The sequence below is a fragment of the Serratia sp. TSA_130.1 genome (genome assembly GCF_052691795.1).
Genome location: NZ_JBQZFS010000001.1, coordinates 1,228,934 through 1,247,673, shown reverse-complemented (window position 1 = coordinate 1,247,673; position 18,740 = coordinate 1,228,934). Strand labels below are relative to the sequence as shown.

The 18,740-nt window shown below is 61.0% G+C and carries 23 protein-coding genes; 6 read left to right on the top strand and 17 right to left on the bottom strand.

What is annotated here, in order from left to right:
- Positions 1–100 precede the first annotated feature (100 nt).
- Positions 101–619 (top strand): flavodoxin FldB, encoded by a 519-nt coding sequence (fldB, locus tag ACUTQY_RS05860; protein WP_033635825.1) that lies wholly within the window; start codon positions 101–103, stop codon positions 617–619.
- 65 nt (positions 620–684) lie between these two features.
- Here fldB and ACUTQY_RS05855 read toward each other — a convergent pair whose 3' ends face one another.
- Together ACUTQY_RS05855 and sdhE are read right to left on the bottom strand one after the other, a co-directional pair.
- Entirely contained in the window at positions 685–1,107 is a 423-nt protein-coding gene (locus ACUTQY_RS05855; protein WP_042785308.1) for a protein YgfX, read from the bottom strand.
- On the bottom strand, positions 1,088–1,354 hold the full coding sequence (gene sdhE / locus ACUTQY_RS05850; protein WP_019455657.1) for an FAD assembly factor SdhE: 267 nt from the start codon (positions 1,352–1,354) through the stop codon (positions 1,088–1,090). Before sdhE ends, ACUTQY_RS05855 begins: the two co-directional genes overlap by 20 nt.
- A gap of 320 nt (positions 1,355–1,674) precedes the next feature.
- On the opposite strand from sdhE, the gene ygfZ reads away from it, so the two are divergent.
- Positions 1,675–2,667 (top strand): tRNA-modifying protein YgfZ, encoded by a 993-nt coding sequence (gene ygfZ, locus ACUTQY_RS05845; protein WP_033644775.1) that lies wholly within the window; start codon positions 1,675–1,677, stop codon positions 2,665–2,667.
- Positions 2,668–2,705: 38 nt separating this feature from the next.
- Here the strand turns inward: ygfZ and ACUTQY_RS05840 are convergent, their stop codons facing one another.
- Positions 2,706–3,203 carry a DUF2165 family protein gene (locus ACUTQY_RS05840; RefSeq protein ID WP_033644774.1) on the bottom strand — a complete coding sequence of 166 codons (498 nt, stop codon included), beginning with the start codon at positions 3,201–3,203 and terminating at the stop codon, positions 2,706–2,708.
- A 150-nt stretch (positions 3,204–3,353) separates the two neighbouring features.
- Positions 3,354–4,028, bottom strand: a complete 675-nt coding sequence (gene trhA / locus ACUTQY_RS05835; RefSeq protein ID WP_033644772.1) for a PAQR family membrane homeostasis protein TrhA — start codon at positions 4,026–4,028, stop codon at positions 3,354–3,356.
- A 183-nt stretch (positions 4,029–4,211) separates the two neighbouring features.
- Here trhA and ACUTQY_RS05830 point away from each other — a divergent pair, with 183 nt between their 5' ends.
- Positions 4,212–4,820: an HD domain-containing protein gene (locus tag ACUTQY_RS05830; protein WP_046687752.1), complete on the top strand. Its 609-nt coding sequence runs from the start codon at positions 4,212–4,214 to the stop codon at positions 4,818–4,820.
- Between the two features lie 40 nt (positions 4,821–4,860).
- Here the strand turns inward: ACUTQY_RS05830 and rbsK are convergent, their stop codons facing one another.
- The 12 genes from rbsK to ACUTQY_RS05770 form a co-directional block, all read right to left on the bottom strand.
- Positions 4,861–5,787 carry a ribokinase gene (gene rbsK, locus ACUTQY_RS05825; protein ID WP_046687753.1) on the bottom strand — a complete coding sequence of 309 codons (927 nt, stop codon included), beginning with the start codon at positions 5,785–5,787 and terminating at the stop codon, positions 4,861–4,863.
- Positions 5,784–6,692: an allose kinase gene (gene alsK / locus ACUTQY_RS05820; protein ID WP_046687754.1), complete on the bottom strand. Its 909-nt coding sequence runs from the start codon at positions 6,690–6,692 to the stop codon at positions 5,784–5,786. Before alsK ends, rbsK begins: the two co-directional genes overlap by 4 nt.
- 10 nt (positions 6,693–6,702) lie before the next feature.
- On the bottom strand, positions 6,703–7,374 hold the full coding sequence (gene alsE, locus ACUTQY_RS05815) for a D-allulose 6-phosphate 3-epimerase (RefSeq protein WP_033644765.1): 672 nt from the start codon (positions 7,372–7,374) through the stop codon (positions 6,703–6,705).
- Between the two features lie 30 nt (positions 7,375–7,404).
- Positions 7,405–8,439, bottom strand: a complete 1,035-nt coding sequence (locus ACUTQY_RS05810) for an ABC transporter permease (RefSeq protein ID WP_046687755.1) — start codon at positions 8,437–8,439, stop codon at positions 7,405–7,407.
- A 10-nt stretch (positions 8,440–8,449) separates the two neighbouring features.
- Positions 8,450–9,436, bottom strand: a complete 987-nt coding sequence (locus ACUTQY_RS05805) for an ABC transporter permease (RefSeq protein WP_033652174.1) — start codon at positions 9,434–9,436, stop codon at positions 8,450–8,452.
- The gene (locus ACUTQY_RS05800; RefSeq protein ID WP_046687756.1) at positions 9,429–10,946 is read right to left on the bottom strand and encodes a sugar ABC transporter ATP-binding protein; all 1,518 of its coding nucleotides are present in this window, start codon (positions 10,944–10,946) and stop codon (positions 9,429–9,431) included. Before ACUTQY_RS05800 ends, ACUTQY_RS05805 begins: the two co-directional genes overlap by 8 nt.
- Positions 10,947–10,948: 2 nt before the next feature.
- Positions 10,949–11,932, bottom strand: coding sequence for a substrate-binding domain-containing protein (locus ACUTQY_RS05795; RefSeq protein ID WP_025304134.1), 984 nt, complete (start codon positions 11,930–11,932; stop codon positions 10,949–10,951).
- Between the two features lie 48 nt (positions 11,933–11,980).
- The gene (locus ACUTQY_RS05790) at positions 11,981–12,799 is read right to left on the bottom strand and encodes a DeoR/GlpR family DNA-binding transcription regulator (protein ID WP_033644759.1); all 819 of its coding nucleotides are present in this window, start codon (positions 12,797–12,799) and stop codon (positions 11,981–11,983) included.
- A 380-nt stretch (positions 12,800–13,179) separates the two neighbouring features.
- The gene (locus tag ACUTQY_RS05785) at positions 13,180–13,497 is read right to left on the bottom strand and encodes a BrnA antitoxin family protein (RefSeq protein ID WP_016929995.1); all 318 of its coding nucleotides are present in this window, start codon (positions 13,495–13,497) and stop codon (positions 13,180–13,182) included.
- A complete protein-coding gene (locus ACUTQY_RS05780; protein WP_071883578.1) occupies positions 13,460–13,783 on the bottom strand; it encodes a BrnT family toxin in 324 nt (107 codons plus the stop codon). Before ACUTQY_RS05780 ends, ACUTQY_RS05785 begins: the two co-directional genes overlap by 38 nt.
- A gap of 77 nt (positions 13,784–13,860) precedes the next feature.
- Positions 13,861–14,604, bottom strand: a complete 744-nt coding sequence (locus tag ACUTQY_RS05775; RefSeq protein ID WP_046688537.1) for an SDR family oxidoreductase — start codon at positions 14,602–14,604, stop codon at positions 13,861–13,863.
- Positions 14,605–14,701: 97 nt separating this feature from the next.
- Positions 14,702–14,935, bottom strand: a complete 234-nt coding sequence (locus tag ACUTQY_RS05770) for a hypothetical protein (RefSeq protein WP_046687757.1) — start codon at positions 14,933–14,935, stop codon at positions 14,702–14,704.
- Between the two features lie 189 nt (positions 14,936–15,124).
- Here ACUTQY_RS05770 and ACUTQY_RS05765 point away from each other — a divergent pair, with 189 nt between their 5' ends.
- From ACUTQY_RS05765 to ACUTQY_RS05755, 3 genes are read left to right on the top strand one after another with little or no spacing between them, the layout of a single operon-like run.
- On the top strand, positions 15,125–15,784 hold the full coding sequence (locus tag ACUTQY_RS05765) for a response regulator (RefSeq protein ID WP_033644757.1): 660 nt from the start codon (positions 15,125–15,127) through the stop codon (positions 15,782–15,784).
- Between the two features lie 4 nt (positions 15,785–15,788).
- Positions 15,789–17,207 (top strand): ATP-binding protein, encoded by a 1,419-nt coding sequence (locus tag ACUTQY_RS05760; RefSeq protein ID WP_046687758.1) that lies wholly within the window; start codon positions 15,789–15,791, stop codon positions 17,205–17,207.
- Positions 17,207–17,734: a GNAT family N-acetyltransferase gene (locus ACUTQY_RS05755; RefSeq protein ID WP_052752719.1), complete on the top strand. Its 528-nt coding sequence runs from the start codon at positions 17,207–17,209 to the stop codon at positions 17,732–17,734. The genes ACUTQY_RS05760 and ACUTQY_RS05755 overlap by 1 nt, the downstream gene beginning before the upstream one ends.
- 9 nt (positions 17,735–17,743) lie before the next feature.
- Here ACUTQY_RS05755 and ACUTQY_RS05750 read toward each other — a convergent pair whose 3' ends face one another.
- Positions 17,744–18,709 (bottom strand): quinone oxidoreductase family protein, encoded by a 966-nt coding sequence (locus tag ACUTQY_RS05750; RefSeq protein WP_033652179.1) that lies wholly within the window; start codon positions 18,707–18,709, stop codon positions 17,744–17,746.
- Positions 18,710–18,740 lie beyond the last annotated feature (31 nt).

The window sequence follows — 18,740 nt, the reverse complement described above, 5'->3', positions numbered from 1 at the left end:
CTCTCTTCGTTGCATTTCCACCCGCGCCATTATGCCTTAAGCCGACGCAAATCAGGTATACTCGCTGCAATTCTCTAAACAGCAACGTAACGGTTTACACATGAAGATTGGTCTGTTTTACGGCTCCAGCACCTGCTACACCGAGATGGCGGCAGAAAAAATCCGTGAGATTCTGGGTGAAGACCTGGTCGACCTGCACAACCTGAAAGACGTCTCGCCCAAGCTGATGGAGGACTATTCCATTCTCATCCTCGGCATCCCGACCTGGGATTTCGGCGAACTGCAGGAAGACTGGGAAGCGATCTGGCCGCAGCTGCCGGCGCTGGATCTGAAAGGCAAGATCGTCGCCATGTACGGCATGGGCGATCAGCTCGGTTACGGCGAGTGGTTCCTCGACGCGCTGGGCATGCTGCACGATCACATCGCGCCGCTGGGCGTGCAGTTCATCGGCTTCTGGCCAACTGAGGGCTTCGAGTTCACCAGCCCCAAACCGCTGAGCGCCGACGGCAAACACTTCGTCGGCCTGGCGCTCGATGAGGTCAACCAATACGATCTGAGCGAAGAGCGCCTGCAGCAATGGTGCGAACAGATCCTGTTGGAAATGGAGCCGCTGCTGTAGCCGCTATCGGGCGATCTTCCCCAAACGCCGAGCGCCGGCGACATGATTCGCGCCGGCGCCCCCTATCAGTCTTGTTCGCCGTCACCCGCCGGCGGATACAGCAACAGCTGCCGCAGGTGGCGCCACTCCTCTTTGCTCATGCAGTCGGAAGCCAGCCACAGCCGACGGCGCTTTTTGCCCTCCATAGGCTGTAGCGTCAGCAGCAGGCCGTAGCCCGGCATCCAGGGCTTTTTCGCCAGCCGCCACTCGCGGCCGTGCCAGCTGAAACGCCTGTCCGCCAGCAGCCGCAGTTCACCCTGCACCGCAGCGATGCGCTTCTGGCTGCGAATGCACTGAAACACCACCAGCGTCAGCAACACCAGCCAGAGCGGACCAAAGCCTTCCGGCCAGGGCGAAATCAGGATCAGCAGGATCAGGACGCCGTGGGTCAACAGAGAGAACAGCTGGGTGCGCCAGGAAATGCGGATATCACATCGCCACTGGGCCACGATCTTTATTTCGCGTTTGGATCAGGGTCACCATTCTTTGCAGCTCGCTGTCCTGCGGCGCGCCATGATTCATCAGCCAGTTGAACAAATCGGGATCGTCGCACTCGAGTAGACGGATGAACAGCGCCTTGTCCGCGTCATTCAGGCTGTCGTATTCGTATTCGAAGAACGGCATGATGGAGATGTCCAGCTCGCGCATGCCACGACGGCAAGCCCAGTGAATACGTGCTTTGTTGTTAATATCCATGTTGTTATGACTCACCTCTTTTCAGCGCGGCAGCGCCAGCGCAGGGTTCAAATGACACACTGTATGGCAACGCCGTCGCAATATAATTCCATCAACCGGGGATCTGTCTGCAAGGGTGCCCTGGCCGCAAGCCTATAGAGTAACAATTTGACATACACGCCGGGAAGGCGCTTTGTGGCGGAAAACGCAATAAAGCGCAAAATGCCAAAAAAAGCGCTCCCCGGCGCCGCGGCGCGAATAACAGTTTGCAAAGCCCGCCGCCTCTTTTACCATGGGTTCAATACCCTTCAGGTAAGCTAAACGTTGAGCAGGAACTTACTATGGCGCATAACATTCCATTCCCACCCCGTCAGCCCTCCGCTTCCACCCATCTGCCCCTGACGCTGATCTCGCTGGAAGATTGGGCGCTGGTGACGCTGAACGGGCCGGACGCGGTGAAATATCTCCAGGGCCAGGTGACGGCGGACATCGACGCGCTGGCGGCCGATCAACACGTGCTGTGCGCCCACTGCGACGCCAAGGGCAAAATGTGGAGCAACCTGCGTCTGTTCCACCGTGGCGAAGGCTTCGCCTATCTGGAGCGCCGCAGCGTGCTGGACAGCCAACTGGCTGAAATCAAAAAATATGCGGTGTTTTCCAAAGTCACCATCGCCGCCGATAATGACGCGGTATTGCTGGGGGTCGCCGGTTTCCAGGCGCGCGCCGCGCTGGCGGGCCTGTTCGCCACGCTGCCGAGCGTCGAGCACCCGGTGGTGCAGGAAGGCGAAACCACGCTGCTGCACTTCGCTGCGCCGGCGGAACGTTTTCTGCTGGTGACCCGCCCCGCCGTGGCCGAACAGCTGATCGGCAAACTGCATGATCAGGCGGAACTGAATGACAGCAGCCAGTGGCTGGCGCTGGAGATCGAAGCCGGTTATCCGATTATCGACGCCGCCAACAGCGCGCAGCTGATCCCGCAGGCCACCAACCTGCAGGCGCTGGAAGGCATCAGCTTCAGCAAGGGCTGCTATACCGGCCAGGAGATGGTGGCGCGCGCCAAATTCCGCGGCGCCAACAAACGCGCGCTCTACTGGCTGGAAGGTAAAGCCGCTCGCGCCCCGCAGGCGGCGGAAGATCTGGAGCTGCAGCTGGGTGAAAACTGGCGCCGCACCGGCACCGTACTGGCGTCGAGCCAATTGGCCGACGGCACGCTGTGGGTGCAGGTGGTGATGAACAACGATTTGGACGCCGACAGCAAGCTGCGGGTACGCGACGATGCCGCCAGCCAGTTGGCGATCAAACCGTTGCCCTACTCGCTGGCCGAAGAGAAATAATCCGTCGGCCGCAGGCGCCCTGCCTGCGGCCATCTTCGTTACTCGTCCAACTCCCCGTCGCGCTGCACCAGATAAATCAGCACCAAAATGATGGTGATGAAGAAACGAAAGGCATCGGGAACGCCGTTCCACTGCTTCGACATCCACATGCCGAACCACTCGCCGCCTATCGACATGAAACCGACCTGCCAGGTGAGGAAGCCCAGCGTCAGGCCGACCACCGCCAGCTTTTTGCGACCGTTGAAGGCCCTGGCGGGCAGTTTCAGGCCGCCCAACAGTCGCAGGCCGCCGATCCAGCACAGCAGCGCGGTCAGGCTTTCCAGCGCGATGATGAAAATATAACCGGCGTGATGCAGCCACGGCGTCTGTATCGAGCGATAGCCGATGGTGGCGTCGGGGAAAATCGTGTCCATCATAAAGACATGGCGCACAAAGGCGAAGTTGGAGCCGTAGTCGGTGATGTTGCCGAAGGCGACCAGCGAAGCGAACAAGGCGATAGCGCAGACCAGCAGCGCTTTGGATAAGCGAACGATCATCTTGGTGAGTCCTGAACAGAGGTTAAAGAAACGGTATGCGGGCTCAGAAATGAAGGAACGGGCTTGCTGGATACCCGAAAGAAGCAAGCGCCTCTTTTTTAAAACAAAAGAGGCGCCAGTTCAATACGCATTCAGACGTAGCGGCAACGCTTAGACGTACAGGTAGATCGCCATGAAATGGCAGGCGCTGCCACCGAGCACGAAGCCGTGCCAGATGGCGTGGCCAAAGCGAATGCGCTTGGAAGCGTAGAAAATCACGCCCAGGGTATAGACCACCCCGCCGATCGCCAGCAGGGTGACGCCGCCGGCCTCCAGCCGCGTGACCAACTGATAAATCACGATCAGCGACAGCCAGCCCATCGTCAGGTAGGTCACCAACGACAGGGCTTCAAAACGGTGGGCGAAGGCCAGTTTGAACAGCACGCCGAGCAGCGCCAACCCCCAGATTACCGCCATCAATCCCTTCGCCAGCGGCGAATCCAGCCCCACCAGCAAAAACGGTGTGTAAGTGCCGGCAATCAGGAGATAAATGGCGCAGTGATCGAACTTTTTCAGCCAATGCTTGGCCTTCTGGTGCGGAATCGCATGGTACAGCGTGGAAGCGAGAAACAGCAGAATCATACTGCCGCCGTACAGGCTGTAACTGGTGATGGCCGTCGCATCGGCGCCGGTATTCACCGCCTGCACCAACAGCAACACCAGGCCGACGATGCCGAACACCAGCCCGATGCCGTGGCTGATGCTGTTGGCGATCTCTTCCGCCCACGGATAAGCCGCGGCGACAATCTTATTGGTCCCGGCTTTCACTACGTCCGTTTTCCCCATAACGCGCAACCCCTCAAAATGCCCTGCTTTGTTCGAAATTAACGCAAAGCAGCTTAACTGAGAATAATTCCAGTGTACACGTGTACGCTAAAATAAAAATGTGAACGCGTGTAACCATCGAAATCCCCTGCCCGGTGGTCTACAATCGTCAGGCTTCAACCCACCCACCTTGAGGTTTACACCATGTCATCCGCTGTACCCGCGTTAGATTTCGGTTCAATGACCCAGGCCATCCAGTTCCTGATGGAAATCGATAAGTTGAAAGGCGTGCAACGCCGCACCAAAGTGCTGGGCATCCAGCGCCAGGAAAACTCCGCCGAACACAGTTGGCACTTCGCCATCGCCGCCATGAGCCTGGCCCCGTACGCCGGTGATGACGTAGACATTCAGCGCGTGATCCAGATGGCGCTGCTGCATGACATCGTGGAAATCGACGCCGGTGACGTACTGGTCTACGATCTGGCCGCCCGCGCGGCGATCCACGATCAGGAAGTGGCGGCGGCGCGCCGTCTGTTCGGCATGCTGCCGCAGACACAGCGCGAGTATTTCACCGCTTTATGGCAGGAGTATGAAGATGGCGAAAGCGCCGATGCCCGCTTCGCCTTGCTGCTGGATCGCACCATGCCGATGCTGATGAACCTGCACAACGAAGGCCAGAGCTGGGTGGAAAACGGCATCAGCCTGGAGCAGGTACTGTCGCGCAATGCGGCGATCGCCGACGTGCATCCCGAGCTGTGGCGCCACCTGGAGCAACATCTGCGGGACGCGCAGCGCAAAGGCTGGTTGAAATAGGGGAACCGGGCTGCCGCCTCCGCGCCGCAGCCCGTTATCGTCACGCGAACGTCCGTTGGCGTTCCAACGCCTCCTCATAGCTCGGCATCGATCCCGCCGCACCGGCGCGCTCCACGCAGACCGCCGCATAGGCGGCGGCAAAGCGCACCGCCTCGGCTAACGGCACCTGATTCGCCAGTTGCGCCGCCAAGGCGCCGTTAAACGCATCGCCCGCGCCGGTGGTGTCTTTCGGCTGTGCCGGAAACGCCGGGATCAGTTCGCTGTTTTCCCCGTCCGAGAACAACGCCCCTTGCGTGCCCAACGTCACGATCAGCAAACGAATGCCCTTGGCGTGCAACACCTGCGCCGCCTGGCGCGCCGAAGCCACATCGCGCACCGGCACGCCGGTCAGCAACGTGCACTCGGTGGCGTTGGGCGTCAGCAGATCGACCTGCGCCAACAGGCTGTCCGGCACCAGCTGAAACGGCGCCGGGTTGAGTATGATGAACGTTTGCGCTTCGCGGGCAATGGCGATCACCTGCTCGATCGCCGGCAGGTTGTTCTCCAATTGAGTCAGTAGAATATCCGCCGCGGCGATCGCCGGCCGGCACTGACGCACCTCGTCTTCGCTGACCGTCAGGTTGGCGCCGGGATCGACGGCGATCATGTTTTCCGCATCCTCGCCGGCAACGTAGATAAGCGCATTGCCGGTGGGGCAATCGCCGGTAGAGAACAGCGTCACCGCATCGAAACCGGCGGCGGCGAGGTGGCGCCGGGCGAACGTGCCGAAGTCGTCGCGTCCCACCTTGCCGATATAATGCACCCGCGCTCCGGCGCGCAGCGCGGCGGTCGCCTGGTTGGCACCCTTGCCGCCCGCCCCCATCATGCTGTTGCGGGCGATCAGCGATTCGCCGGGCTGCGGAAAGCGCGCCATGCCGGCGACGATATCCAGGTTGAACGAACCGAACACGCAGACTTTGCCTTTCATTGCTGGTACTCCCTGCTCAATTGGAGGTGGCGCCGGGCGGCCAGACAGGCGCCTTTGCTGCCGGTTTCATCGCTGAGGCGGCTGACGGAGATCGTCAGCCCCTGCGCCGGCTGCGGCGCGCGCAGATGACGGCGGATCTCTTGCTCCAGCCGCGCCAGCGGAAAACCGCGCATGGCGATCACGCCGCCGCCCAGGATCAGGCGCTGGGGGTCGATCACGTTCATTTCGACGGCGATGGTCTGCGCCAATCGCTCGACGAAGCGCTGCAGATCAGGATGATCGCCGTGGCGTTCGAACAACCGGTCGAACGGCGTTTGCGCCGCGTTGGCGCGCGCCCAGCCGGTTAGCCAGTGACCGGACGTCAGACTCTCGACGCAGCCCCGTTTACCGCACGGGCATTCGCCCTGATGGCCCGGCCAGGGAATGTGCCCCAGCTCGCCGGCGGCGCCGTGCGCGCCGTGGTAAAAATCGCCGTTCAGCCACAGGCTGTTGCCCATGCCGGTGCCCAGATACAGCCCGACCGCCACCTGCGGCAACGCAGGCAGCTGCTGCAGATCCCACCACAGCAGATGATTGACGTCCTTGTCCATTCGCACCGGCAGCGCCAGCAAATCGGCCAACAGCGCCGCCACCGGCTGAGTGTCCAGCGCCGGGATAAACGGCAGCGACAGCACCCGTGAGCGATCGCGGCTGAGGATCCCCGGCAGCCCCAGCATCACCTGCGCCACCTGACGATCTTGGCAATGCCCGGCGATCAGCCGGCCCAACGCCGCCAGCGGATCGGCCTGCCGCGCCCAGTCGGCGGTCGCTATCTTGCGGTAACCGCTGAATTCACCTTCATCATCCATCAACAGCAGGCGGGTATTGGTGCCGCCGACGTCAACGCCAAGAAAATACCGCATCATGTCCCCCGCCTCAGGCCGCCTGCCGCATCTGATCCAGCATTTTTTCCCATGCCGTCTCCAGATCCGGATCGAGATTGAACAGCCCGGAGCTGCCGACGATCAACACTTCTGCACCGGCACCCATCAGATCGCGGTAAGTGCGCTGGTTGCAGGATCCGTCGATCTCGATCAGATAGCGCAGATTTTGTTGGCTTTTCAGATCGCGCAATTGGCGGATCTTTTCCAGCATCTCGGGAATGAACGGCTGCCCGGCATAGCCCGGATCGACGGTCATGACGGTGACCTTGTCCAGCAGGTGAAGGTAGTGGCGAATAAACTCCACCGGCGTGGCCGGGTTCAGCACCACCCCCACTTTTTTGCCCAGCGCGCGGATTTGATTGATCACCCGAAACGCGTCGCGGTTGATGGTTTCAGCGTGCGGGCAGATAAAGTCCGCGCCGGCGCGGGCGATTGGCTCGATAAAGTCGGTCGGGTTCTCCACCATCAGATGCACATCCAGCAACAACGAAGTGTGCGGGCGGATCTGTTCGATAAAGAACGGCGACAGCGTGATGTTTTTAACGTAATGCCCGTCCATGATGTCGATATGCAGCATATCGGCGCGGCGGTTCAGCACCGCCAATTGCTGGCGGATATCCATCAGGTTCATGCACATCAGTGAAGGCGAAATCTGGTATTTCATTAGCGTTATCCTGCGCAAAAGGGAAAAGGATCAGTGGCCCGCCGCGGTTCTGGCCTGGGCCGCGCTGCGGCGCATCGCCCGCCGCTGCCGATAGCGATGCCGGAAAAACTTCAGCGCCAGCACCGCGATCAGCACGGCGCCCCACATCGCCAGACTGAAATGCGGGCTGACGTTCATCAGATTCAAACCGGTCGCGATCACCTGTAGCACGATCAGCGCCAGCACCACGCCGCTGACCCGGCCAAAACCGCCGAACGGATCGGTGCCGCCCAGAATGATCGCCAGCACCGTGAGCAGCAGGTAAGAGTCGCCGTAGCCCATGCGCGCCGAGTTGAAGCGCGCCATCATCACCAGCCCGGCAATGACGCACAGCAGGCTGGAGAGGGTGTAAATGGCGATCAGCACCCGATGGGTATTCACGCCGCTGAAGTGGGTGGCGTTGATGTTGCTGCCGCTCATGTAGATGCATTTGCCGAGCCGGGTTTTCTGCAGGAACAGCGCCAGCAAGGCGGCGACCGCCAGGAAGATCCACAGTGGCACCGGCACGCCCAGCACGCTCTCGGCGCCGATAAACCGCACGATCTCCGGCATGCCGCTCAGGGCTGCGCCGCGCGTCAGGTAGATGCCGATGCCGTTGACCGTGGTCATGGTGGCCAGCGTCACCAAAATCGGGTGCGCGCCGACGTAGGCCACCAGTGCGCCGGTCGCCGCGCCGATAAGCCCGGCCAGCAGCATCGCCGCCGCCAGCGCCAAGGCCAGACACAGCGCCTGCAAGCCCAGCCCGGCGTCCGCCGGCAGGTAGCTGATGAACAGCCAGGCCATCAGCAGGCTGGTCAGGTTGGCGCTGGCGATAATGCACAGGTTCAGGCCGCCGCTGAGGATCGGAATGAACATCGCCAGCGTCAGCAGGCCCAGCTCCGGCAGCTGGAAGGCCACGCTGGTGAAGGTGGCGCCGCTGAAGAAGCGCCCCGGCATCAGCAGGCTGAAGGCGAGCACCACCGCCAGCAGCAAGGCCAGCAAACCGACGGCGGCCCCGTCCAGACGAAATTTCAGGTTGTTGCCCATCAAGCGCTCCTCAGGCGAAACCAACGTCGGTTTCTTTGCGTTTCTTGTAGTGAGTGACGGTGATCGCCGCGACGATCACCAGACCGATCACCACGTTCATGAAGTAGCTGGACACGCCGATCAGGTTAAGGCCGTTTTTCAGCACGCCGATCAGGAACACGCCCATCAGCGTGCCGACAACGCTGCCCTTGCCGCCGTTCAGGCTGGCGCCACCCAGCACCGCCGCCGCCAGCACGTCGAGCTCGCCGCCCACCAGCGCGTTGGGCACCACTTCCCCCATGCGATACACCTGCACCAGGCCGCCGATCGCCGCCATCGCGCCCAGATAGCCATAGGCGAACAGATGCAGCAGGCCGACGCGAATGCCGATGCGCCGCGCCGATTCCGCATCCCCGCCCACGGCAAACAGCTGGCGCCCGAGGTGCGTTTTGTTCAGCAGCAGCCAGGTCAGCAGCGCCACCGCCAGCATCACCAGCGTCGGCAAACCGAGCTGATAGCTCTGCTCACCCAGTTGGAACGGCAGCACGCTGCGCGGCAGCGTCCACCAGTCCGGCAATGCGTACAGGCTGCGGCCGTTGGTCAGCCACATCAGCATGCCGAACAACAACGCCTGCATGCTGATGGTGACGATGATCGAGACGATGCGCAGGCAGTAGATCAACAGCGCGTTGACCATGCCGAGCGCGGCGCCGATCGCCAACGCCAGCAAAATACTGCCCGTCGGGCTGGCCAGGCCGTAATGCGTCGCCAGCGTGGCGATCAGGTACTGCACCACCGAGGCGACTGCGGCGAAGGAAATGTCGATGCCGCCGGTCACCAGCACCACGAACAGGCCGAGAGCGAATATGCCGCTCACCGCGTAGCTTTCGCTGAGATCGAGCAGGTTTTGCACCGTCAAAAACTGATCGCTGAGCAGCGAAAAGACGATGACCGTCAGCAGCAGCACCCAGGCCAGGTAGCCTTCGTTGCCGCGCGGTTTCAGACTGAATCTACGCATTAACCGCCTCCGCCAGCTGCTGCTGGCTCACCTGCTCCGGCAGGTACTCGCCGATCACGCTGCCGCCGCTGAAGTGCAGCACCCGATCGCAGTTGTAATACACCTCGGGCACCTCGTCGGAGATCAGCAGAATCGCGATCCCCTCCTGCGCCAGCAGATGGATCAGTTGGTAGATGCTGGCCTTGGCGCCGACGTCGACACCGACGGTCGGCGAGTCGAGGATCAGGATCCGCGGTTGGGTCAGCACCCACTTGGCCAACACGATCTTTTGCTGGTTGCCGCCGGACAGCGTCGAAACCGCCTGCTCCGGATCCGCCACCCGCACGCCAAGTTTGGCGATCCACTCCGCGACGATGCGATTCTTGCGGTAGTCGTCAATCAGGCGAAAACGCCCGCGCAGCTTATCGAGAATGGTCAGCACCGCGTTGTCCGCCACCGACTGTTGCTGCACCAGGCCGAGCGTCAGGCGATCCTCCGAGACGTAGCCGATGCCGGCTTTGATCGCGTCCTCATGGCCGCGAAAGCGCACCGGTTTGCTGTCGAGGTAAAGCTTGCCGCTGTCCGGCCGGGTCATGCCGAACAGGCTCAGCGCCAGCTCGGTGCGCCCGGAGCCGAGCAGTCCGCACAGCCCGAGCACCTCGCCCTGATGCAGGCGGAAGCTGACATCGTGATACTGCCCGGCGCGGCTGAGACGATCCGCCTCCAGCATCACCCGATCCTTATTCATGCTCGGTGACTTCAGGCGATAGTCCAGCGTCAGGCCGGTCATCAATTCGGTCAGGCGATCGCCGGTGATCTCCGCCGCCGGCCAGGTGCCGATCTTGTTGCCGTCGCGGATCACCGTGACGCGATCGGAGATCTCCAGCACCTCGTCCAGCCGGTGGCTGACGAACACCACGCAGATGCCCTGCGCTTTCAAATAATCCACCGTGCGCAGCAGCTGATTGACCTCGGTGCGGGTCAGCGAGGCGGTCGGTTCATCCATGATCACCAGCCGTGCCTGCGCCACCAGCGCGCGACAGATCGCCACCTGCTGGCGCTGGGCGATCGGCAGTTCCGCTACCGGTTTGTCGAGATCGAGATTGAAATTCAGCTCCTGCAGCAGGCGCTCGGCGGTGCGCCGCAGCCTCGCCGGGCGGTGCCATCCCAATAGCCCGTGCAGGTTGTGCTCAAAGGCGATGTTTTCCGCCACCGTCAGGTTGGGAAACAGCGACAGATCCTGATAGATCACCTGAATGCCGAAGGCGCGCGCCTGATCCGGCGATAGCCGGCCGAAGGTTTGCCCATCGAAGGTAATGCGGCTGCCGTCATCCGGTTGATACACGCCGGCGATCGCCTTGATCAACGTACTCTTGCCGCAGCCATTGGTGCCGGCCAGGCAGTGCACCTCCCCCGGCATCAGCGCCAATGAAATATCGTTCAGCGCGCGCTGCCCGCCGAAGGTCATCGACAGCTGTTGCAGTTCGATCAGCGGCGCGCCCCGCGTTGCCGTATTGCCGGAAATCGCCATGATTACAGCCCCATCTTCACCAGCTTCGGCAGGTTTTGCTTATCCAGGCTTTCGGTGGCATTGCCGAGAATGGTGTGCTGCTGCGCATCCACCTGCACCTTGCCCATGCCTTCGATGGTCATGCCATCGGTGATTTTTTCGCCCTTGTGCATCATGTCGGCGATGCGCACGAACACTTCGCCCGCCACCATCGGGTTCCAGATATAACCGCCCTTGATGGCGCCGCGATTGACCAGCGAAGCGCCCTGCCCTGGGCTGAACGGCCCGATGACGCAGATATCGTTGCTTTTGCCGCGGTTGAGCACCGCGCGCCCGGCGCCGATCGGCCCCTGCGAACCGAACGCCAGCACGCCTTTCAGATCGGGATATTTGGCCATCAGATCGTTGGTGGTGCGCACGCTGTCATCCAGCGATTCCCCCACGCCGAACTTGTCGCCCACCAGCTGCATGTTCGGGTAGTGCTGCTTCTGGTAATTGATGGCCGAGTCCGACCAGGTGATGTGCAGCGGCACCGTCAGGCTGCCGACGTATACCGCGTACTTGCCCTGCTCTTTCATGCAGGCGGCCAGCGCTTTCATGTGGTTGACCCCGTGCTGCGAGGCGTCCACCAGCTCAAAATCCCAGTCGGCGTACTTCTGGCCGGGGGACTCGTGCACGATCACCTTGATGCCCGCCTCCTGCGCGCGCTTGAGCACCGGCTCCAGCACCCGGGCGTCGTTCGGCACCACGCCGATGATGTCCACCTTCTGCGCGATCAGATCCTCGATGGCGCGCACCTGCAGCGCAGGATCCGCCGCCGTCGGCCCGACCATCCAGGCGTCGATGCCGCGTTTGGCGCTCTCGCTTTTGATGCCGGCCTCCATGGCGTTGAACCAGGGAATGCCGCCGATCTTCACCACCACGCCCATTTTCAGCTTGTCCGCCGCCTGCGCGGAGACCGACAGCAGCAGCGAGGCAAACAGACCGACCAGTACGGATTTTTTCATTGTTCTCTCTCCACAAGTGTTGGCTGTAATAAAAGGTTTTCGTTGTTGTTATCGCGCCGCCCTTTTCGCGGCGGGTGAAACTTCAATCACATCGACGTTGTTCCAGGCCAATTCCTGACGAAACTCGTCATCGCCAAGCCTGTCGGTGATCAGCGTATCTATTTCCCGGTAATGGCAAATGCGGGCGAACGAGCGGCGGCCGAACTTGTTGCTGTCCACCAGCAGGAACTTGCGCTCCGAGGCCAGCAGCATCTGTTGCTTCAGCCGCGCATGGTGCTCATTGCTCTCGCGGATGCCGCCGTCCTGGCAAATGCCGTGGCAGGAGAAAAACAGCTTGTTGATCACGAACTCTTTCAGCATCTGCTCCGCCAGCACGCCGATAAAATCCTCGTACTTGGCGGAATACTCGCCCCCCAGCCCGATGGTGCGCACGTTGGCCTTGCAGGCCAGCGTCTGGATGATGTGCAGCGAGTTGGTCAGCACCACCAGCGAGATATCCGGCAGCTGGCGCGCCAAAAACCAGCTGGTGGAGCTGCTGTCCAGCAGCAGGCAATCCCCGGGCGCGATAAACTCCAGCGCGCGTTTGGCGATGCGCGTCTTCTGCTCCGGCGACTCATTGCTGCGCTGGCGGAAGGACTCCCCCTGATCTATCTCGGCGGGCACATAGGTTTTTTCCACCGCCGGCGGCTCGACGAAGACCGCGCCGCCGTGGCTGCGCAGCAGCAGGCCGCGCCGTTCCAGCAGGGCCAGATCACGCCGCGCCGTCTCGATAGAGATGTGGCACAGCTGCGCCACCTCCTGCACCATCACGCGGCCGCGCTGGCTCAAGACTTCGGTAATAAAGCGATGACGTTCTACAGGCAGCATGTTTCTTTTCTCCTCCACGACGATGATTACGATATCGATTTGCCGCGCCGCGTTTTGCGCGCAGACGCAAAGCGCATCGCCCCGCGATCGGTCAACGATCGCGCTGTGATAGTTGTCAAAAAAATCGGGAAGGAAATGAAATGAATAATTACGAAAGTGTGGAGTAACAGACAGTTATGATGCGCGACCGCCTGAGACAGACAGGAGAGAAACGGTAAACGGTCACAATTCCACGTTCCGCGCCATGACCGTTAATGACCGTTTGTGTGGTTTTGACCGAGCGCCGCAAGGAGACAGCCGGCGTTGATAACGCATTACCTGAAAAAACAGCAAAAAAATCCGGTGAGAATCTCACCGGATCGTTAGCCGCCTGACACAAATTATTCCTCGTGCTCATGCTCTTTCAACATCGCCTCACGCAACACGGCGTTCAGGCGTTTCTGATAGCCTTTGCCTGGTCGCTGAAGCCAAGCCAACACATCCGCATCGATTCGGATGGTTTTTGATACTTTCATCGGCTTATAAAAACGCCCCTGAACCGCAGTCTGCCACGTTTCTTCCCCCAGCGCCGGCGCATCGGCATAATCGATTCCCTCGTCCGGCAACGCACTCAGTGAAGCAATTTGCGCTTTCTGCTCCTCCGTCAACGGCGGGAGTACGCTATGGGCCAGATTTTTGGCGGAATTTTTGCGCTTCATATCTTCCCCTCTCTTTGGCATCGGCCTTGCGTGCTGAAATGATACGCACGATCTCTACTGTATCGCCTTCGACATCCGTTTCGATCGTCGTATGTGCCACCAGCAATAGCAAACAGGATCCGACCATACCGATCGTTTGCCAACGTTCTTCTCCATCCTCGATCCTTTCCAGCACAGCCAAATGGTTGGGATCCAGAAAAACCCGTTGCGCTATCTCAAAACTGACACGGTGTTTGCGCTGGTTACTGTGATTTTTATCCTGATTCCATTCAAAATAAAAATACATTTTTGTAACTACATTTTGGTTGTTATTTAATCAAAATACATCACCTCCGAAGGGATGTCAAAATTCTCCGGATGCGTTCAACGCCCGCCTGCGGCCTCGATAAAGGTGCCGGTCACATAAGACGCGGCGTCAGACAGCAGCCAGGCGATCGCCTCCGCCACTTCCTGCGGCTGGCCGCCGCGCTGCATCGGTAAACTGTCCTTCACGCGATCCACCCGGCCGGGTTCGCCGCCGCTGGCGTGCATCTCGGTATAGATGAATCCGGGCCGCACGCCGTTGACGCGGATGCCCTGCGCCGCCACCTCCAGCGATAGCCCGATGGTCAACGAATCGACGGCGCCTTTCGAGGCGGCGTAATCGACGTATTCCCCCGCGGCCCCCAACCGGGACGCCGCGGAGGAAACGTTGACGATAGCGCCGCCCTGCCCGCCATGGCGCCGCGCCATGCGCTTCACCGCCTCGCGGCAACACAAGAAATACCCGGTGACGTTGGTGCCGAGCACCTTATTGATGCGCTCGGCGGTCAACTGTTCAATGTTCGCCTGCCGGAACAGAATGCCGGCGTTGTTGACCAGCGCGCTGAGCGTGCCCAGCCCGGCATCCAGCGCGCTGAACATTGCCATCACCTGCGCTTCATCGGCCACGTCGGCCTGCAGCGCCAGCGCCTTGCCGCCCTGCGCCTCAATCTCCGCCACCACCTGCCGCGCCGCACTTTCGTCGCGCAGGTAATTCACGCCCACCGCATAGCCCTGCCGGGCCAGCAGCAAAGCGGTCGCGCGGCCAATTCCCCGGCTTGCGCCGGTCACCAATGCCACTTTCATCATCGTATTTTTTCTCTGGTTGGCGATGTCAACAACGGCCTGCGCACAGGCCTTCCGTTTGCCCGTCAGAGTATAGAGCGGCACCCTAAAAAACGCTTCAAAGCTGAGCCAGGCGGCGCAGCTGCTTTTTAATGCGCGACTTGGCGCAGCCGTAAGCGTCCGTCGCCGCCGCCTGATGCACCCGCTGCAAAGCGGAAGCATGATGGCCGCCGTGGCTATGGCTCTGCGCATCACCGCGAAAAGACAGCATCAACAGAACGAGCAGCATCGCCACGCCTGAATACATCAGCCGCCGCGAGGCGCCCGCGTTCGGGAAACCTTCAGTCTGCATGTTTCGCTCCCTCAGCCATGATTTCGAATGGCAGCAAAATAACTGAAATTCCCCCCCGCTCCCTTAACGCGAGATTAAAGCCAGATTAAGGTTTGCTTAAGAACGCGCAGGCAGAGCGGTTTTCCTCGTTGTCTTCCCGTCAGCGTTATAGTTAGATAATCGCGACTCAAGGCTCTCAGCGGAAATAACGTGAACATACTGTTGGTGGAAGACGACCTGCAATTAGGCAAGGCGCTGTGCCGAGCATTGGAGCTGGCCGGCTTTAATTTGTGCTGGGTGCGCCTGCTCACCGACGCGGAAAATAAACTTTCACCCGGCGGGTTCGATTTGATGCTGTTGGATCTCACGCTGCCGGACGGCGACGGTTTGCAGAAGCTGGTCGCCTGGCGCGCCGCCGGACAGAATATCCCGATCATCATCCTGACCGCCCGCGATCGCATCGAGAGCCTGGTGAACAGCCTCGACTCCGGCGCGGACGACTTTCTGGCCAAACCTTTCGCGCTGCCCGAACTCATCTCGCGCGTCAAGGCAGTCAACCGGCGCATGGCGGGCTTCGCGTCTCAAACCTGGAGCCTCGGCGCGCTGTATCTCGATCCGGTCAACCATCAGGTCATGCTGGATAACGAACTGCTGATGCTGTCGAAAAAAGAGTATCACCTGCTGCACGAACTGATGCGCTGCGCCGGCACCGTGGTGCGCAAAGCGGTGTTGGAACAGCGGCTGTTCGGCCACGGCGATAGCGTGGAAAGCAACTCGCTGGAAGTACACATGCATAATTTACGCCGCAAGATTGGTAAAGAAAGAATCATTACCGTACGCGGCATTGGCTATTTGCTGAAGAAAGAGTAGCGGGATGATCGGTTTCAAATCCTTCTTTATGCGCACCATTATTTTCCAGGTCCTGGCCATTTTATTATTGTGGGGGATCCTCGTCGCCTGGGTGAAGTACTGGTATTACCCCGACATGGAGAAATATTTCGATAACCAGCAACGCATCGTCGCCGCAGGCATCGCCAATATTCTCGATGAAACCGGCACCGATAATATCGATTACCGCGGCATCATCAAAACCATCGAAAGCATGTACATTGATTCCATCAATAATGGCATGCAGGATCAATTCGACTATCATCCGCTGTTCGTGGTTTACGATCGGGATAACCGGGTGCTTTACTGCTCACAAACGCAGGAAGAACCGCTGCGCCTGCCGCCTTCGGTGCTGTCCGGCTCCGTCAATTACGCCGGCGCCAACTGGCACCTTGCCGGTAGCTGGAGCGAAAAGCGCCAGTACCGGGTGATCGTCGGCGAGTCTTTCAACGATCGCACCACGCTGTTCGGCAACCCGGCGGAAAGCACCGCCGTACCGCTGTTGGGCATTCTGGCGGCGATCATCATTACCTTGCTGTTTACCGCCTACTTCAGCCTGCGGCCATTGCGCCAGATCGCCCGCACCATTTCCGATCGCCAGCCTGGCAACCTGTCGCCGCTCAACGTCAGTGAGCAGTATCAGGAAATCCGGCCGGTGGTGATGGAGGTCAACAAACTGATGGCGCGCATCGACGCGGCCAATCAGCGCGAGAAACGCTTTATGGCCGACGCCGCGCACGAGCTGCGCACGCCGATCGCCGCCGTGCTGGCGCAGCTACATTTGCTGACCCAGGTCAGCGAGCAGCAGGAGCGCCGGGAAATCATCGGCGACATGCAGCAAGGGCTGGATCGCGCGGCGTCGCTGTCACGCCAGCTGATCAACCTGGCCAAGCTGGAGGCGGAAGATTTTCCGCTGAAGATTGAGGCGGTGGATATCTATGCGGAGATCGGCAAATGCATCGCACAGCACGTCCCCTATGCGCTGGAGAAAGATGTCGAACTGTCGCTCGACGGCAGCGAGGATGTGGTGGTGAGTACCGACCGCCATGCGCTGATCGCCATCTTCACCAACCTGCTGGATAACGCGCTCAAGTACGCGCCGCCCGGCAGCCGCATCGAGGCCAATATCCGCTCGCTGGCGCCGCTCGGCTGCTATATTACGTTACGCGATAACGGCCCGGGGGTGAGCGAAGAACATCATTCCCGCCTGTTTGAACGCTTTTACCGCGTGCCCGGCACGCAGCAAACCGGCAGCGGGCTCGGATTGGCCATCGCCCGAAACCTGGCCGACAAAATCGGCGCGCAGCTGCGCGTTACCGAAGGCCTTGACGATCGCGGCATCGGCTTCATCATCGATTTGCCGGAAAGTTATCGGCCACAGACTGAGAGTGAACCACGACCATGATTGCCCCTGTTCTGCTGCAACGGCAGCAACTCGACCGGCTATGGGATATCGACCGCAGCGAAATTATCGACACTCTGTATCGCCTACAGGACGGCAAGTTGCAATCCTATGCGGAGTACTACGACGTGCGCGGCTGGGATCCGCACGATCGGGAAACCTATACGCCAATCCACGCAGCGTGCTTCGATCGCGGCGGCGCGTTCTTCGCGCTGTTCGAAGGCGAGGAGATCGTGGCGGCGGCGGCGCTGGACACCGAGCCGCGCGGCCCACAGCGGGATCTGCGCCAGCTGCTGTTCTTTTACGTCAGCGCGCACAAACGCGGCCAGGGGTTAGGCAGGCAGCTGTTCCAGCTCTGCCTGCGTCAGGCGGCGCAAGACGGCGCCGCCGGGCTGTATGTCTCCTCCATCCCCAATAAAAGCACCGTAGACTTCTATCTGGCGCAGGGCTGCCGGCTCATCGAACAGCCGGATACCGAATTGTTCGCCCGTGAGCCGGAAGACATTCACCTGGTCTGCCCTTGCCGCTAGCGGCCGGGGTTAACGGGCGATGCGCATCACCGAACGCACGTCGCTTTTCTTGTTCAGATCCCACACCTCGGCGATCTCCGCCAACGCGTGCTCCTGCGTCTCGATAGTGAGCGCTCCGGTCGCCGCCAGCGCCAAAATCTCGGTCGCGTAGCGCTGCATCTCCGGGATCGGCGGAAAGTTGCCGGTGCCGCTGCCGAGGATCTGCAGCTGATTGCTGCGCAACACCGCCGCCGGCAGCCGGATGTCCGGCGCGGCCATCGAACCGACATTGACCAAGCGAATGCCGCGTCCGCCGGCGTAAGACGAGAGATCGTGATTGTTGAGCGTTGCCAGCAGCGCTTCAGTCGCCGGGCCCCAGATGTAATCGACGATTACCTGATAACCGCCCGGCCCCGCCGCCGCCGCGAAGGCCTGCGTCAGCGCCTCGCCCTGCAGGCTCAGATCCACCGTGGCGTCTACACCCAATGCCTCCAGCACGCTCAGTCGACGGCCGGCGGCAACAATGCGTCCGGCCCCCGCCTGACGCGCCGCCGCGACCGCCAGCTTGCCCGAGGTGCCGGTGGCGCCGATGATCAGCACCGTTTCACCGGGCTGCAGATCCGCCCGCCAGCGCAGCGGCAACCAGGCGGCGAAGGCCGGATTGATCAGCGCGGCCGCCGTGGCGTCGTCCACCGTCGCCGGCACCGGCACCGTCCAGGACGCGACGCTGCGCTCTGCCATCGCGCCGTAAGGGCGACGGAAAGAGGCGAAGTACACCCGTTGCCCGTCCGCCGTACGGCCAACGCCATCGGTGCCGGGCACGATCGGCAATTGCTTCGGGCTGGAATAGTGGGTGCCGGCGACGGTGGCGCGATCCAGCTGTTTGATGCCGGCCGCCAGAACGTCGATCGGCACTTCATTCGCCTGCGCCTGAGGCTCCTCAAAGGTGCCGAAAACCGGGGGTTGCCCCAGCGCTGTTACGATTGCCGCTTGCATGGTGACTCCTCAAATCGTGGGAACGTACAGG